Annotated in this window: 14 protein-coding genes and 3 pseudogenes; 13 read left to right on the top strand and 4 right to left on the bottom strand. The window is 45.1% G+C overall.

Translation table 11 applies throughout. From position 1 onward, the window contains the following. The first annotated feature begins 8 nt into the window (after positions 1 to 8). From ACO0KY_RS14925 to ACO0KY_RS14910, 4 genes are all read left to right on the top strand, one after another. A complete protein-coding gene (locus tag ACO0KY_RS14925) occupies positions 9 to 1,442 on the top strand; it encodes a circularly permuted type 2 ATP-grasp protein (protein WP_423047321.1) in 1,434 nt (477 codons plus the stop codon). A 53-nt stretch (positions 1,443 to 1,495) separates the two neighbouring features. Continuing rightward, positions 1,496 to 2,446, top strand: coding sequence for an alpha-E domain-containing protein (locus ACO0KY_RS14920; protein WP_423047319.1), 951 nt, complete (start codon positions 1,496 to 1,498; stop codon positions 2,444 to 2,446). Between the two features lie 6 nt (positions 2,447 to 2,452). Then, positions 2,453 to 3,259 (top strand): transglutaminase family protein, encoded by an 807-nt coding sequence (locus ACO0KY_RS14915; protein WP_423047317.1) that lies wholly within the window; start codon positions 2,453 to 2,455, stop codon positions 3,257 to 3,259. 73 nt (positions 3,260 to 3,332) lie between these two features. Beyond that, entirely contained in the window at positions 3,333 to 4,238 is a 906-nt protein-coding gene (locus ACO0KY_RS14910) for a proteasome-type protease (RefSeq protein ID WP_186913782.1), read from the top strand. Between the two features lie 29 nt (positions 4,239 to 4,267). Here the strand turns inward: ACO0KY_RS14910 and ACO0KY_RS14905 are convergent, their stop codons facing one another. After that, positions 4,268 to 4,822, bottom strand: a complete 555-nt coding sequence (locus ACO0KY_RS14905) for a DNA-3-methyladenine glycosylase I (protein ID WP_423047315.1) — start codon at positions 4,820 to 4,822, stop codon at positions 4,268 to 4,270. A 359-nt stretch (positions 4,823 to 5,181) separates the two neighbouring features. Here ACO0KY_RS14905 and ACO0KY_RS14900 point away from each other — a divergent pair. From ACO0KY_RS14900 to ACO0KY_RS14875, 6 genes and pseudogenes are all read left to right on the top strand, one after another. Next, a pseudogene (locus tag ACO0KY_RS14900) lies at positions 5,182 to 6,801 on the top strand (ShlB/FhaC/HecB family hemolysin secretion/activation protein). 84 nt (positions 6,802 to 6,885) lie between these two features. Beyond that, complete coding sequence (locus tag ACO0KY_RS14895) at positions 6,886 to 7,101, top strand: hypothetical protein (protein WP_423047313.1); 216 nt, start codon at positions 6,886 to 6,888, stop codon at positions 7,099 to 7,101. Further along, a pseudogene (locus ACO0KY_RS14890) lies at positions 7,032 to 7,340 on the top strand (IS3 family transposase); the annotation flags it as partial. The gene ACO0KY_RS14895 and the pseudogene ACO0KY_RS14890, both read left to right, overlap by 70 nt. Before the next feature lie 189 nt (positions 7,341 to 7,529). After that, a complete protein-coding gene (locus ACO0KY_RS14885; protein WP_423047311.1) occupies positions 7,530 to 7,997 on the top strand; it encodes a hypothetical protein in 468 nt (155 codons plus the stop codon). A gap of 17 nt (positions 7,998 to 8,014) precedes the next feature. Then, on the top strand, positions 8,015 to 8,341 hold the full coding sequence (locus ACO0KY_RS14880) for a hypothetical protein (protein WP_423047309.1): 327 nt from the start codon (positions 8,015 to 8,017) through the stop codon (positions 8,339 to 8,341). 112 nt (positions 8,342 to 8,453) lie between these two features. Continuing rightward, positions 8,454 to 8,591: pseudogene (locus ACO0KY_RS14875) on the top strand (transposase); the annotation flags it as partial. Between the two features lie 380 nt (positions 8,592 to 8,971). On the opposite strand, the gene ACO0KY_RS14870 reads toward ACO0KY_RS14875, so the two are convergent. The 3 genes from ACO0KY_RS14870 to purM all read right to left on the bottom strand — a co-directional run bounded on the left by ACO0KY_RS14870 (position 8,972) and on the right by purM (position 12,209). After that, on the bottom strand, positions 8,972 to 9,352 hold the full coding sequence (locus ACO0KY_RS14870; protein ID WP_423047307.1) for a hypothetical protein: 381 nt from the start codon (positions 9,350 to 9,352) through the stop codon (positions 8,972 to 8,974). After that, complete coding sequence (locus ACO0KY_RS14865) at positions 9,349 to 10,800, bottom strand: S41 family peptidase (RefSeq protein ID WP_423047305.1); 1,452 nt, start codon at positions 10,798 to 10,800, stop codon at positions 9,349 to 9,351. The genes ACO0KY_RS14870 and ACO0KY_RS14865 overlap by 4 nt, the downstream gene beginning before the upstream one ends. A 365-nt stretch (positions 10,801 to 11,165) precedes the next feature. After that, a complete protein-coding gene (gene purM, locus ACO0KY_RS14860; RefSeq protein ID WP_423047303.1) occupies positions 11,166 to 12,209 on the bottom strand; it encodes a phosphoribosylformylglycinamidine cyclo-ligase in 1,044 nt (347 codons plus the stop codon). A 159-nt stretch (positions 12,210 to 12,368) separates the two neighbouring features. On the opposite strand from purM, the gene ACO0KY_RS14855 reads away from it, so the two are divergent. Genes ACO0KY_RS14855 through ACO0KY_RS14845 form a run of 3 tightly spaced genes read left to right on the top strand, consistent with a single transcriptional unit; the run spans position 12,369 to position 14,830 of the window. Further along, a complete protein-coding gene (locus ACO0KY_RS14855) occupies positions 12,369 to 13,454 on the top strand; it encodes an AI-2E family transporter (RefSeq protein ID WP_423047301.1) in 1,086 nt (361 codons plus the stop codon). Further along, on the top strand, positions 13,451 to 14,122 hold the full coding sequence (gene hda, locus ACO0KY_RS14850; protein ID WP_423047299.1) for a DnaA regulatory inactivator Hda: 672 nt from the start codon (positions 13,451 to 13,453) through the stop codon (positions 14,120 to 14,122). Before ACO0KY_RS14855 ends, hda begins: the two co-directional genes overlap by 4 nt. Positions 14,123 to 14,152: 30 nt before the next feature. Further along, positions 14,153 to 14,830, top strand: coding sequence for an HAD family hydrolase (locus tag ACO0KY_RS14845; protein ID WP_423047297.1), 678 nt, complete (start codon positions 14,153 to 14,155; stop codon positions 14,828 to 14,830). Positions 14,831 to 14,832: the final 2 nt, after the last annotated feature.

The raw sequence follows: 14,832 nt of genomic DNA, 5'->3' as shown, positions 1-14,832 counted from the left end.
ACGATGACATGGCAAAATTTTTTAATGAAATGACTGCTGAAGATGCAACCAGCGCAAATGGTCTCAATATCACGCGTGAGCATTATCGCGATTTTGATCAGTGGCTAAAACAACAAACTGCCGAACGTCTTCAACGTAAACGGGCAGAAGCTGACCTGAGTTTTCGCCGCGTCGGCATCACTTTTGCTGTCTATGGTGATGATGCAGGCACAGAACGCCTGATCCCTTTCGACATCATTCCACGCATTATTCCGGCGCATGAGTGGCAACAATTGCAAACAGGCCTGGTACAGCGCGTGCAAGCACTGAATATGTTCATTCATGATATTTATCACGATCAGAACATCATTAAAGCCGGCATTATTCCGCCCGAGCAAATTTATAAAAATGCGCAGTATCGACCTGAGATGCAAGGCATATCAGTCGCGTCTGATATCTATGCCCATATTGCCGGCGTCGATATCGTGCGCGCTGGTCAGGGTGAATTTTACGTTCTGGAAGACAATCTACGTGTCCCCTCTGGTGTGTCGTATATGCTGGAAGACCGCAAGATGATGATGCGCCTTTTTCCAGAATTATTTAGCAGCAATAAAATCGCGCCAGTCGATCATTATCCAGATATGTTGCTCGACAACCTGCGTTCCGTCGCACCGATGGGCATTGATGATCCTACTGTGGTCGTGATGACGCCCGGGATGTATAACTCTGCCTATTTTGAGCATGCATTTCTGGCTCAGCAAATGGGCGTGGAGCTGGTTGAAGGGAAGGATTTGTTCGTCAACGATAACGCTGTCTACATGCGCACCACCCGCGGTCCCAAACGGGTGGATGTGATCTATCGCCGCATCGATGATGATTTCTTAGATCCACTCGCATTCCGGCCTGATTCTTCCCTCGGCGTGCCGGGTTTGTTATCCGTTTATCGCTCTGGTCGCGTGACCCTCGCCAATGCGATAGGCACGGGCGTTGCTGATGACAAATCAATTTATCCTTACGTGCCGGATATGATTAAGTTTTATTTATCGGAACAGCCGATTTTAAATAATGTCCCGACTTATCAATGTCGCAAACCCGAGGATCTGGCTTATACCTTAGCCAATCTCGCCGATCTGGTTGTCAAAGAAGTACACGGTGCGGGTGGCTATGGTATGTTGGTGGGCCCGGCATCGACCAAACAACAAATTGAAGACTTCCGTCAGCGTGTGATTGCTAAGCCTGATGGCTACATCGCCCAACCTACATTGGCCCTGTCAGCATGCCCGACTTTTGTGGAGAGTGGCATAGCCCCAAGGCATATCGATTTAAGACCGTTTGTGTTGTCGGGCAAGACTATTTCTATGGTACCCGGCGGCTTGACCCGCGTTGCGTTGCAAGAAGGTTCATTGGTCGTCAATTCATCGCAAGGCGGTGGCACAAAAGATACCTGGGTCTTAGAAAAATAAACGTCAGATCACAAAAATAGTTCGTCGCGCAACCATGCGTACAAGGAAACATCATGTTAAGTCGCACCGCTGATCATTTATTCTGGATGGCACGCTACACTGAACGTGCCGAAAATACCGCCCGCATGTTAGATGTGAACGTGCAAACCTCAATGCTGCCGCAATCCGCAGAAAATGCAGAACAAGGCTGGCGTGCCATGTTGGGCATTTCCGAACTGCAATCAGCGTATGATCATCACTACGGCTTACTGACCAAAAAAGATGTGTTGGACTTTATGGTGCGTGATCCCATGAATCCTTCCTCCATCGCATCCTGTTTGAAAGAAGCCCGCGAAAATGCACGTGCTGTGCGTGGCACACTGACGACGGAAGTATGGGAAACGCAAAATGCCACCTGGCTGGAAGTGCAAGAAAAACTCGCCAGCGGCATGCTGGAACAAGACCCGGGACAATTTTTCGAATGGGTCAAATTCCGCTCACACCTATCCCGTGGTGTGACGCTGGGAACGATGCTCAAGGATGAGGCTGTGCACTTTATACGCCTGGGTACATTTTTAGAACGTGCCGATAACACCGCGCGGATATTGGATGTGAAATTTCATAGTGCAAAAGAAATTGAAAGCGGCAAGCAACTCATGCAAAGAGATTTCTATTATTGGGGTGCGCTTTTGCGTTCAGTTTCTGGATTTGAAATCTATCGTAAAGTGTATCGCGACGTGATTACGCCAGAACGTGTCGCCGAACTGTTAATGTTACGCGGTGATATGCCACGCTCTTTATTGGCTTGCATGGATGAAGTAGTCGCGAACCTGGCCGAAGTACGCAATGATGTGTCGGCGGATACGGAAAGACTGGCCGGAAAACTGCATGCGGAATTTAAATTCGCCAGAATTGAAGATATTTTGCAGGCTGGCTTACACGATACACTGACAGAATTTTTGGAACGTATTTTTGAATTAGGCAATCGCATCAGCCGCGATTTTCTGGTTCCTTTAGCCGCTTAACGTTATATGCAACTCGTCATTTCGCATCAGACAACGTATCAGTATTCGCTGCCGTCAACCTATACCATTCAGCAATTGCGGTTGACGCCACGCATAGAACAGCATCAACAAATCATCCATTGGGAAGTACAGACCGCGGGCAATAAAACGGCATTTATCGATGCTTATGGCAATCAGTCGCATACGTTGACGATTACCGGTGCTCACTCAGCAATTAGCATTCTGGCACAAGGTATCGTCGACATCAGCGCACCTGCATACGGGCGCATTAGCGACGCAGAAAATTTTTCGCCGTTGGTATTTACTGTACCGACGCGCCTGACTGAGGCAAGCCCGGCAATTATGGCGTTTGCGCATCAAGCATTACCGCGCAATCAGTCCGCCACAACGACCGAATTACTTGATCTGGCAAGCAAAATACAAATGACGGTAGCTTACCGCAGCGGCACCACAATCGTCACCAGTACGGCCGATGATGCACTAAGTATGGGTCTGGGCGTTTGCCAGGATCACGCTCATTTGTTTCTGGCCTGCTGTCATGTACGTGGCATACCAGCCCGTTATGTGTCTGGCTATATCGATCCTGAAACCAGCGGTCATGCTGATAGCCATGCCTGGGTCGACGTCTGGGCGCAAGACGCCGATTACGACGGCTGGGTTAGCATCGATGTAACGCATGCTCGTCTGATGGATGATACGTATTGCCGTCTGGCGATAGGTCGAGATTATGACTCGGCGGCGCCAGTACGTGGCGTACGACGCGGCGGTGGCACAGAAACCTTACAAGTGAGTGTACGGGTCACACCACGATAATCTCGATTCAGACCATCCTGCCTTGAGCTTGAGGTAAAATTCAGACTTTGCAGCTATTTGCTTGATTGAAATTATGACTTACTGTGTTGGCATGCGCCTCGACGCCGGGCTGGTTTTTTTGTCGGATTCCCGTACCAATGCTGGGGTGGATCAAGTTGGCACCTTCCGCAAAATGTCGGTATTTGAAAATCCCGGCGACCGTTTAATGGTCTTGATGACTGCCGGTAATTTATCTATTTCACAATCCATCCGCGAACTCCTGTCTGATTTCAAAGACAGCAACGGCAATAGCATCTGGAATGCACCTAACATGTACGAAGCCGCCCGTATTCTGGGTGAAACTGTACGCACAGTGCATCAGCGTGACGCCAAAGCATTGGCGGATTTTGGCATCGACTTTAACGTCAGTCTGATGTTTGGCGGCCAAATCGGTGAGGAGCGTTGTCGTTTATTTCAAATTTACGCCGCCGGTAATTTTATCGAAGCGCATAACGAAAATACCTATTTCCAAATCGGTGAAGCCAAATATGGCAAGCCGATTTTAGACCGCGTTATCAATCCATCAACGAGCTTAGACGATGCCGCAAAATGCGCGCTGATTTCAATGGATTCCACCTTGCGTTCCAATGTTTCTGTCGGATTACCTTTGGATTTGCTAGTGTATGAAAATAATCGGCTTGCAGTGACACGCTTTGTTACCATCGATGAAAAAAACCACTATTTCCAGATGATACGCAGTAGCTGGGGTCAGCAATTGAAAGCAGTGTTTGAAGGCATCGATGCACCAATCTGGGATGCTGACAACACGGTCAATACAAACAGTCCCGCCGGACATGCGACGAACTCTACTGTGTTATCCCATGCCAGTTCGCGCAACACACCAGTGATGGTCGCGCATCCACGCAACCAGGATAACAAAACTTCTTCCGGCGAAATTCAATCGTTTGCCGAACAAAATGGCTCCGGTAAACAACATTAAATTTATCGTTGCCTTAAGTACGCTTTGAGCTAAGCAGGGCGATGCCAGTCGCAATTGGCTGCATGGTCATGCACCATGCCAATTGCCTGCATATAAGCGTAAATAATGGTTGAACCAACGAATTTAAAACCGCGCTTACTCAGATCTTTGGATATCAGATCTGACAGCGGTGTGGTGACAATACGCTCACCATTGTTGTGTATCGGTGTGCCATTCACATAGGCCCACAGATACGCGTCCAGGCTGCCTTTTTCTTCGCACAAACGCAAATAGGCTTTGGCATTGTTGATTGTCGCAGCGACCTTAAGACGATTACGGACGATGCCTGGATTAGCCAATAAACTCGCCACCTTAGCGTCGTCATAGGTTGCAATTTTATGGGCATCCCAATGATCAAACGCCAGCCTGTAATTTTCGCGCTTATTCAAAATTGTTTCCCAACTCAAGCCCGCCTGAGCACCTTCCAGATTCAACATCTCAAATAAGCGACGCTCGTCATGGCAGGGGACGCCCCACTCATGATCATGATAGTGAAGATACAACGGATTGGCGGGGTTAGCCCAGGCACAACGTATTTTTTGCATAAAAATGTGTAGATAATCAGATAACGGATTTTCTCATTTTACATCCAAAAAGACGAATTTCTCGTTTAAAAATATATCGCTTCAATGGCCGTTGTTGATGGCGTGATCAAAACCAAGCACGCACCTGACTCTCAATAATTGCAAATTACACACCATACCAGTTTGGCAGTTGATGAAGACAACTTGTCACCTTTCGAGGTGTTTGATTGAAATCATACGCCATAAACTGTTTACGCGATGTTTTAAAACTACATAGAAAGCCTGTCAGAACATCGGCGTAGCAAGCCCTACCGTATCGCATCAGAAATCGAAATATTTTGTGAACTTCATTCAATTTTTAGAATTGAAAAGGAATTTTCATGCCAAATAATAAAAATAGAATGTGGGATATTTTTGTCAATATCGCCATGGCTGGCGTCTTCATTTGTATCTGCAATACATCCCCCGCCTTGGCCGCAACAGGAGACTTAGGCGTTTCCATAAATGAGCCTACCTCGAATAATTCATCTTTGGAAGTTGCGGTCGACAAACAGCAGAAAAAAAACACTGATAATTGCAGCGACTACAGAACACTCACCATCAGTGGTCTGGAACTACTTTCAAAACAATCCCGCACGCAAATCCTGAATAACTTACCAGGCTGCATAGAACAAGAAGAGCTCAATCAATTTTCGAGACTTGTAACTGAAGTCTTTATACAAGCCGGATACTTCAAAATTCAAATAAGCAATCAATCGCCATTCGGCAGCCAACAAATTCACCTACATATTGAACCTGTTCGAATCGACAATATTCTCGGCGCCAGTAAGACCATCAATCCCAATTTTATTTTCCCAAACTATAAAGATCATCCTTATCTCAATGTCCAGGATCTTGATCAGGCTTTAGAACAAATCAATCGACTCAGCAGTAACCAGGCAGAAATAGAGATTTATCCAAGTTCAGAAAATGGCGTCACGATCAGCGTGAAGAACCAGGATAAAAGTCGCTTTCACGGCAGCCTGATGATAGACAACACTGGCCAGAGTGGAACTGGGAAAATTGTGAAGCGAGCGAATTTCTCTCTGGATAGTCCGCTGGGCTTTTCCGACTTGATGATGTTTGGAGGTAGCAAATCGTCGAGTAGCCAAAGCGCCTATTTTTCATACAACCTTCCATTGGGGTATTGGTTAATCAGTGCCAATATCAGCCAATCAAACTATCAATCGCTATTACAACTCACGAACAGTACAGCCCAACAAAGTGGTCAAACACCACAAGATTCAATCCGATTAGAACGAGTCATTCAACGTAACACAAACACTATTAGTAACGTATTTGGACAATTGTCTCGCACTAATACACGCAGCGAACTCTTAGATAGTGTGATTGATGTATAAAGTCCGGTCATCACTAAATCACAACTTGGATTTAGTTGGACAAGTCTGTTCCCGTCTTCTAGTTTGAATACCAGTTTCGAATGGCAAAGAGGATTGGGAATGTTCAAGTCGACAAAGGATGTCTCTGACATTTCTGTCGATTATCCACATGCACGATTCGATAAATTTTTGCTGTCTGCGAACTGGAGCGGCAATACCCTTATTCAGAATCAAGCTCTGATCTATGAACATCAATTCTTTACTCAGTATTCAAAACAGCGCTTATACGCAATTGAACAAATGAGTGCCACGGACAGATCCAGTGTTCGTGGTCTGTCTGACTGGGGTGCGGCTGGTGATAATGGCTTCACATTACGCAATACATATTCCCTTCCTATCAATCAATACAGCATCTTTTTCCGCCCAAGACTCGGTCTTGATATCGGAGAAGTATGGAACTCCGGAACAAATCATCAGAAGCAAAAAGCTGCCAGTGCAAGCATAGGTCTGACTCTTCAACTAAAAACCGCGACCTTAGATATGGAATACGCGAGAGGAAAGACCTCGCTGATGCCAACCTTGTTAAATAAATTTTCGGCCACTAGCTCATGGTCGTTCTGAAGTCATAGGCGTGAATAGCTTATGACTTGTTGAAGTAGTTGAGCCTTTATTGTTTCTATGTTTTACACTCAGGGAGTAAAAAAAATGAAAACTAAATCTAAGTATAAGTGGAAATTATCACAAACGAGCCGGGTGGCTGTTCTGATTGGTCTTGCCTGCCTCAGTATGCGCCCGGTAACCGCGCAAATTGTGACTACCGGTAGCACCTCAGTCAGAAATCAAAATGGCGTAGACATTGTCAATATGCCAGTAAAGCGTTTCAGAGTAAGCTTAAGGAGTTTGGCATGGTTTGCTCCATGAGTCGTAAGGGAAATTGCTGGGATAACGCACCTACCGAGAGCTGGTTTAACAGCTTCAAGAATGAGCGTTATCATGGAATTCGATATGCAACCCATGATGCAATGAAAGCTGCGAGCTTTGAATATATTGAGGTGTTTTATAATCGAACACGGCAGCATTCGACATTAGGTTACCGCTCTCCAGTTCAATATCTGGAAGACTGGATGAAGAAACAAAATCAAGAGAATCTCGCTGCATGACATTCACCTGATGGTGAACTAATTATCGAGGGAAGCTCATTGTTAGGGCCGATTCTTGCAAAAATGGGGGGTATTGGCTTGACACTTTTGGCAAAAATAGCGCTTCTTTTTATTCCATTAGGAATGACATCTGCAGTGATACCTGCGCATTTCGCATGTGGGAAATACTCTTAAGTAAATGGAGGGAATATGAATAATAATGAAAAAAGAAATGGGGCGCGTTTCGACGACGAGCAGAAAAAATTATTTATAGAAACCATTATCTTGTCTTGTCTTGGGCCAATTGGTCTCGTACAACTTATCTTAAAAAAGACTATAAATTTAAAGCAATTTTTCTGTTTACTTTTGGTTTGGATTTCATTTTTTTGGTGTCGATATTACACAGGTTTCCTGTTTCCAGAAGTTTTATACGAAGTTTTTATTATTAGCTTCTTTGTGTATGGGACTATGATTTTCTATTTAATTAAAACCGAAGTTGATGTATTAACTATTATTTTAGTGATGAGTGTCTTTCTAATTATGAATTTAATTGGGTACTCAGAGCTCGTTGTTTTTCGTTCTGAAAAGCATCTGATTTTTATAGATATGTTAATTTCTGGGTCGGGTATTTTGGGATATGTAATTGCTACTTATTATGCGTTTGAGAATAGAAAATGAATGCAGGGAAATTCGAGATGTCTGAGAACATTATTTTTTTGTCTAAATTGCATAAAAAATTAATCAATAAATATGGTACTAAAACATTTTATTCAAGAGCTATGGTAAATGGTGAGATCGGAAATCAATCGATTCCTGTTGAACTTCGAATACTTTCATATGCGAGGTTTATGTCACCTGCTGAATTTGATGAGTCACAAAAGAAAATGCAATTAGATTTTAGCTACGAAGAAATTCGCGCTCAATTACAAAAGAATGAAGTCAGAATAAGCGAGATTAATCCTTCTTCCTCCTCTTGTTTAGAAATATTTTTGCCTGTGGTCGTTGACAAAATGTTTGACTGAATTTACCACATTGACTATCTGCGCAGAAGTGGTTCCGGATTTTCGAACAGTAGTTTAAGTGGACGCTTTGCTTCAAAATCTCGGCCAGAAGGCCGAATTCAGGAGCATAATCATGACCAAGAGAACAAGACGTAATCACTCAGGCACTTTTAAAGCGAAAGTGGCGCTGGCGGCGCTACGCTGTGACAAGACGTTGATCGAAATAGCGCAGCACTATGAGGTTCATCCAAACCAAGTGACAAAATGGAAGTGTTGATCTGTTCAAGAGTCAAGCCAGACACACCCAGCACCTTGAGAGCGTCAACATCACGGGCCAAAAGTTGGGAATAAGTGCGTCGTACATAAGACGAATGCACGTAATAAATTTCCAATTTTTGGTGCACTGTCATTGTTGACTCCACTAAATTTCTTTAAGGAATTTTAAATGACTCTATTTGCACCAATCAACTGTGGAAACAAAATACAACGTAAAGTAACAAAAAATATCAACATGATAGATAAATTTCCACTTCATCAGTGATACTGGTGAAATTTTGACTTTGTAATGTTGGCGCATGATCGACACTTTTACCAAAAAAAAACCTCTGTAAATTCGATACAGAGGTTCTTTTAGAATTGCCATTTGCTAATCTATTTCACATGACATTGCACCTGGTGCAGAGACTCACTGCGCCCAGTGTTCAGATCAATTAGGAGGCATTGATTTGCTCGCTTAAGTAAACGAACCCTGTGCGGCATCTCAATATCTCGCCCTTGTATCAGATCGCCTTGCGGATTGCGTTGATGACGGCGTTCCAATACAACGTCGCTGTCTTGCATCCAGTCCTTCTCGGACAACAGGACATCGCTAAAACCACTGATCCTGGCTGTAACCTCTTGCAGCTCCTGCAAGGCGAGCTGGCTAGCATTGCATAACAAAGCTGGCCGCTCTTCTGGCGTTGCACCACCTGACTGGCACGCTGTTAAGGCAATGACAGTCAATGTGTGTAACAAGATCCGGTGTGTTTTCATATACCAGGTTTAGGTGTAACGATTCGCATTTCCTGACTTTGCGGACGAATTAAATTGAATTTAAGTGAATCGAATCCAGTTACGGTTGTACTGGTCACATTCGCCGGGCAAACATTGGTCAGACGATAGTTGAGCGCCGTCTTTAACATGGCCTCAGAAGGATCACCCCGCAGACGAGTGAAGTCGTCGGGAGCATTACATGTTGGTGCAAAGCCATCCGCATAATCACCATAGCCGATGTTATTTTGACCTTTGAACTGAATTGAAAAATAGGTGTAAGAACAGTTATCCTGCGGAACAAAACCATATGGCTTACCACGTGTTGTCGCACCGATCAAATCAACTTTTACGCCAACGCCACGCAAACTATTAATAATAGATTCGCTAGCGGATGCTGTTCCTCCCGACACCAACAAACTGACGTGATTCAGTCCCAGAGTTGGCAAGGCTTGATTCGTCGTACTTGATGAATAAAATGGATAGATTTGATTTTTCGAGGTCAACTTATCATTGTAAGTGAGTTGTTCGAAAATTTTGTTAGAGGTGATCGTCGGACCAGCAATCATGTACGCCAACTCACTTGCAATGTATAGCAGACCGCCACCGTTATAACGAAGATCGATGACGAGATCAGTAACACCCGCGGCTTTCAATTGGCTAATCGCACTCATTAATTCGGCTTCGGATTTTTGAATGTGTGTATCGAAAGCAAAGTAGCCAACAGCACCATTTGCAGTTTGAATCGTACTCACGTTTTTAACGGTCGCAACAGTATAGGTTGCTGGTGTCATGGTGACTGGTGATTTTCCGCTAAACCCTATGGTATGTGCAGCCAATTTGCTTGGAAATAAACCTTCGTTCAGAATGTTGATGCCGGCCTGAGTATTGTCGTTGACCAAATCAACTCCATCCACCGTCAATACTTTGTCGCCACGTTTTACGCCAGCAAGTGCTGCAGGTGATCCACTGGCAACTTCAGCTGCAATAAATACTCTTGGAGGCACAAGTGATTGTGCTGCCCACTGAACGCCATAGTCCTGCGAAATACCAGAAGAAGCCGCATTCCAGGATGCCGTCGTTTGAGACCAGTGAAATTGATCAACAGGTTTGCCAGATGCAGTGGTTAAAGGTGTTTTAAGCGCATCAAAATATGTTTGTGGCGTCGCATAACTAGCTGGAACCAGATTGGCAGGAACATCTTTATACCAAAGATAGGTTTCATCCACAAAAGAGCGCAAATAAGCTTTTTCTGTATCGGCTGAACCTTGAACATCGGATGTATTAGGGCGCGGAGCAGCGCATTGATTCGCCAGGCTAGAGGAAGGCGGTAATACAGTTGAAACTGGGGGAACTACCGCCGAACCTCCTGAACTGCTACTATCACCACCACCGCCTCCGCCACATGCAGCAAGAATACTGACCAAACTTAAAGAAAGAATTTTTTTCATTTTAATTTTTCAAAAACAAGTTTCACAATAGCAGCAAAAAGCTTTCTGCTTATCCATCAACCTCATCCGACTGAACGATCAGGTAGTTTATTTTAATACAATATTTAATGATTATTTATTTTATTCTTTTGCTTAGAGGATTAACCCTAGCTACCACAATATAAATCGCGGTCAGGCAAGACACAACTGCATTAGGTGTCGAAAAAAGCCACGAAAATCACCAGCCCTCTGAGAGATCAGAAGTAACATCAGTGCCAATCAAGGCTATCAGCCATTTTTTATTTGTAGAAGACATTTTTTTGGCTCAAAATAAAACGCTGCACTTTAATTAAAAAGTGCAGCGTCTCGAATGACAAAAATAAAAATCAGACGACGATCGTTGGGTGCTCGTTACCTTCACGTGCACGGATTTCACCGATACGTGAAACCGTCTCACCCGAGGCTGCCAGATGGGCAATTGCAGCATCCGCATTGTCGGCAGAAACAATCACAACCATCCCGATACCGCAGTTAAATACACGGTGCATTTCTGCGTCAGCAACGCCACCGTGTTGTTGCAACCAGGTGAACAGCGGTGGCATTTCCCAGCCATCTTTGTGCAAGACGGCTGTCAATTTGTCGCCCAAAACGCGCGGTACGTTTTCAACCAAACCGCCGCCAGTAATGTGAGCCATACCTTTGACTTCGATCGCTTCCATCAGCGCCAGCAAAGGTTTAACGTAAATGCGGGTTGGTGCCATCAAGGCATCACCCAGTGTACGGCCATGGAAATCGGCGTTCAGATCTGGCTTAGCAACTTCAATGATTTTGCGTACAAGAGAGAAACCGTTTGAATGGATGCCTGAAGACGCCAGACCGAGGATTACATCGCCTGGTTGGATTTTGCTGCCATCGATAATTTTAGATTTTTCTACCGCGCCAACCGCAAATCCAGCCAGATCGTATTCGCCATCTGGATACATAGAAGGCATTTCAGCAGTTTCACCACCGATCAGCGCGCAACCAGCTTGTTCGCAGCCAGCGGCAACGCCTTTGATGACGTCTGTTGCTGTAGCAACATCCAACTTACCGCAGGCAAAATAATCCAGGAAGAACAAAGGTTCTGCACCTTGTACCAGAATATCATTCACACTCATCGCCACCAGATCGATACCGACTGTGTCGTGCTTATTCAGATGAAAAGCCAGCTTCAATTTAGTACCGACACCATCCGTACCAGAAACCAACACTGGTTCTTTGTATTTTTTGCTGACTTCGAACATGGCACCGAAGCCACCAATACCTGCCATTACGCCTTCGCGCATGGTTCGTTTAGCAAAAGGTTTGATTGCATCGACGAGGGCGTCGCCAGCAACCATATCGACACCAGCGTCGGCGTAAGAGAGAGAAACAGAGGTAGGAGTGCTCATGATAGTCGTCAGTAGGGGCTTGAGGCGGTAAAATAGAGGAATTGCCAGAAAACTCCGGCAAAAACGCTATTTTAACAAAATGACCGCGGCTTGACCTATATTTGGACAAGACCTCATCAACACATCAGCAAATAATTTTATAAGCGACCAGTCAATACGATGTCACTCTCTATTACAACCGAGCAAAAACAAACCATGCTATGGCTGGCGACAGGATGCGCACTATTAATCTTATTCTCTATGCTGGGTCCGGTTCTGATGCCATTTATTGTGTCGGCGACAATTGCCTATGTGCTCAATCCCTGGCTTGATCGTCTGTGTGCGCTACGCCTCGGGCGCTTGCGTTTGCCGCGCTCGGTAGCGGCAACATTATTGATCGTGTTGTTTATTGCGCTGGTATTGGGCTTAATTTTCGTCATCGTCCCGATATTAAAACGGGAGATACCGCAATTACAAGATGAAATTCCGCTGTTTTTGGACAGATTAGATCAGTTTCTCGGCCCAAAGCTGGCAGAATACGGCTACAACATTAAACTCGACAGCACCGGCATTAAAGCATTATTAAGTGAACAATTTACCGGAAGCAGTGATGTTATCGGTAAAGCCATCTTGTCTTCTATCCGCGTTGGCGGTACGGCAGTCATCGGCATGGTTGCCAATCTGTTGTTAATTCCCATCGTTTTATTTTATTTATTGCTGGACTGGCACGCTTTGATTGAACGCTCGGCACAATTTATTCCTCGCCGCTGGACACATCGTGCCACTACTGCGTTATTAGAAGTCGACGATATCCTCGCACAATATTTACGTGGGCAGCTGTTGGTGATGCTGGTATTAGCAATTTATTATTCCGCAGCATTGAGTATCGCGCGCTTTGACTTGGCATTACCAGTGGGCATTATTACCGGATTTTTGGTCTTTATTCCATATCTGGGTTTTGGTCTGGGTCTGGTGCTGGCATTGATCGGTGCTGTATTACAATTTGATGGCGCGCATGGATTGATTGCAGTCGCGATCATTTACGGTATCGGTCAGACACTGGAATCTTTTTTCCTGACGCCACGACTGGTTGGAGAACGCATAGGTTTACATCCTTTAACTGTGATTTTTGCCCTAATGGCGTTTGGACAGTTATTTGGCTTTATCGGCATACTGGTTGCCCTACCCGCATCAGCGGTCGTGTCGGTAGCAGTCAAACATCTGCGCGCCTCGTATTTTAATAGTCCTTTTTATCGACAGTCATGAGGCAATTACTTTTAGATCTGGATGCACAAAAACTGCCATCCCTGACTACCTTCGTGGTTGGTCAAAATGCCGAACTGGCACAATTATTGGGATTATTTTCTCAACGCATCGCTAGCCAGTACGGCGAACGTTCCGTCTATATCTGGGGTGAAGCCGGTGCTGGAAAAACGCATTTATTGCATGCACTGGCCGATCATAACGAATCACGTTACATTCCCGCTAACGCCCCTGAAAGCGCATTTGATTTTAGTGAAGCGGTGAGTTTGTATTTATTAGATGACTGCGACTTGCTGTCACCTTTGAATCAGATTGCGGCATTTAATCTCTTCAATGAAGCGCGTGCTCATGGTGGCTTTCTGGTCGCAACCGGCAATCATCCACCGATGATTTTGAATGTACGCGACGATTTGCGTACGCGCTTTGGTTGGGGCCTGATTTATCAGTTACACGGGCTGACAGACGAAGATAAAATTGATGCTTTAGAGCGGGCAGCCAGCGCCAGAGGAATTCAATTGTCCGCTGGCGTGTTACCCTATTTAATTACCCATTACCAACGCGACATGAGCTCGCTATCAGACATGCTGGACCAGCTCGATCATTATTCTTTGGTCACCAAGCGTCCGATCACCTTGCCGCTGTTGCGTGAACTCATGCTGCAGCAACCCTGACAATGAACCAGACTATTTTGCAGACTATTTATGCGTCAATTAGCTTTATTTGATCTCGACCACACGCTGATACCAATTGATTCAGATTATGAATGGGGTCAATTTTTATGCCGTATCGGCGCCGTCGATGCCGCAGCATTTGCCCGCCGCAATGCCGATTTTTTTGCGCAATATCAGGCTGGTACTTTAGATCCTGTGGAATATCTGGAATTTGCCTTAGGAACCCTGTCGCAATTCAAACGCCCGCAACTCGATGAGTTTCATGCGCAGTTTATGCAAGAGGTAATACAACCTGCCTTGCTACCTGCAGCATTTGATCTATTGAAAAAACATCAGGACCAAGGTGATCTGATTGCGATCATCACTGCTACCAACCGCTTTGTGACAACTCCCATTGCCGCCGCCTTAGGAGTAGAACATTTATTAGCAGCAGCGCCAGAACTGGACGCACATCTCAATGTCACCGGTAAATTGATTGGCGTACCTACTTCTGGCTCTGGCAAAGTCGTCCATCTGCATGATTGGTTGCGCCAGCGTGATCAAGAACTCAGTGATTTTAGTCATAGCTATTTTTACAGCGACTCGCACAACGATATACCTCTGCTTGAGGTTGTAACGCATCCGGTCGCCACCAATCCAAACGCCAAACTCAGTGCTCATGCACAAGCGCGCGGATGGCCTCAGATTAACCTGTTTCATCAGCAATAACT

The sequence above is a fragment of the Undibacterium sp. Dicai25W genome, assembly GCF_049340505.1.
GTDB lineage: Bacteria > Pseudomonadota > Gammaproteobacteria > Burkholderiales > Burkholderiaceae_D > Undibacterium > Undibacterium jejuense.
This window is presented reverse-complemented; position numbering and strand designations above follow the sequence as displayed.

What these genes read in the sequence shown, in the direction of transcription:
- ACO0KY_RS14925 (WP_423047321.1), top strand. Translation starts at nt 9, where the DNA reads ATGGCAAAATTTTTTAATGAAATGACTGCTGAAGATGCAACCAGCGCA.
- hda (WP_423047299.1), top strand. Translation starts at nt 13,451, where the DNA reads ATGAGGCAATTACTTTTAGATCTGGATGCACAAAAACTGCCATCCCTG.
- ACO0KY_RS14870 (WP_423047307.1), bottom strand. Translation starts at nt 9,352, where the DNA reads ATGAAAACACACCGGATCTTGTTACACACATTGACTGTCATTGCCTTA.
- ACO0KY_RS14915 (WP_423047317.1), top strand. Translation starts at nt 2,453, where the DNA reads ATGCAACTCGTCATTTCGCATCAGACAACGTATCAGTATTCGCTGCCG.
- ACO0KY_RS14845 (WP_423047297.1), top strand. Translation starts at nt 14,153, where the DNA reads ATGCGTCAATTAGCTTTATTTGATCTCGACCACACGCTGATACCAATT.
- ACO0KY_RS14910 (WP_186913782.1), top strand. Translation starts at nt 3,333, where the DNA reads ATGACTTACTGTGTTGGCATGCGCCTCGACGCCGGGCTGGTTTTTTTG.
- ACO0KY_RS14920 (WP_423047319.1), top strand. Translation starts at nt 1,496, where the DNA reads ATGTTAAGTCGCACCGCTGATCATTTATTCTGGATGGCACGCTACACT.
- ACO0KY_RS14885 (WP_423047311.1), top strand. Translation starts at nt 7,530, where the DNA reads ATGAATAATAATGAAAAAAGAAATGGGGCGCGTTTCGACGACGAGCAG.
- purM (WP_423047303.1), bottom strand. Translation starts at nt 12,209, where the DNA reads ATGAGCACTCCTACCTCTGTTTCTCTCTCTTACGCCGACGCTGGTGTC.
- ACO0KY_RS14895 (WP_423047313.1), top strand. Translation starts at nt 6,886, where the DNA reads ATGAAAACTAAATCTAAGTATAAGTGGAAATTATCACAAACGAGCCGG.
- ACO0KY_RS14905 (WP_423047315.1), bottom strand. Translation starts at nt 4,822, where the DNA reads ATGCAAAAAATACGTTGTGCCTGGGCTAACCCCGCCAATCCGTTGTAT.
- ACO0KY_RS14880 (WP_423047309.1), top strand. Translation starts at nt 8,015, where the DNA reads ATGTCTGAGAACATTATTTTTTTGTCTAAATTGCATAAAAAATTAATC.
- ACO0KY_RS14865 (WP_423047305.1), bottom strand. Translation starts at nt 10,800, where the DNA reads ATGAAAAAAATTCTTTCTTTAAGTTTGGTCAGTATTCTTGCTGCATGT.
- ACO0KY_RS14855 (WP_423047301.1), top strand. Translation starts at nt 12,369, where the DNA reads ATGTCACTCTCTATTACAACCGAGCAAAAACAAACCATGCTATGGCTG.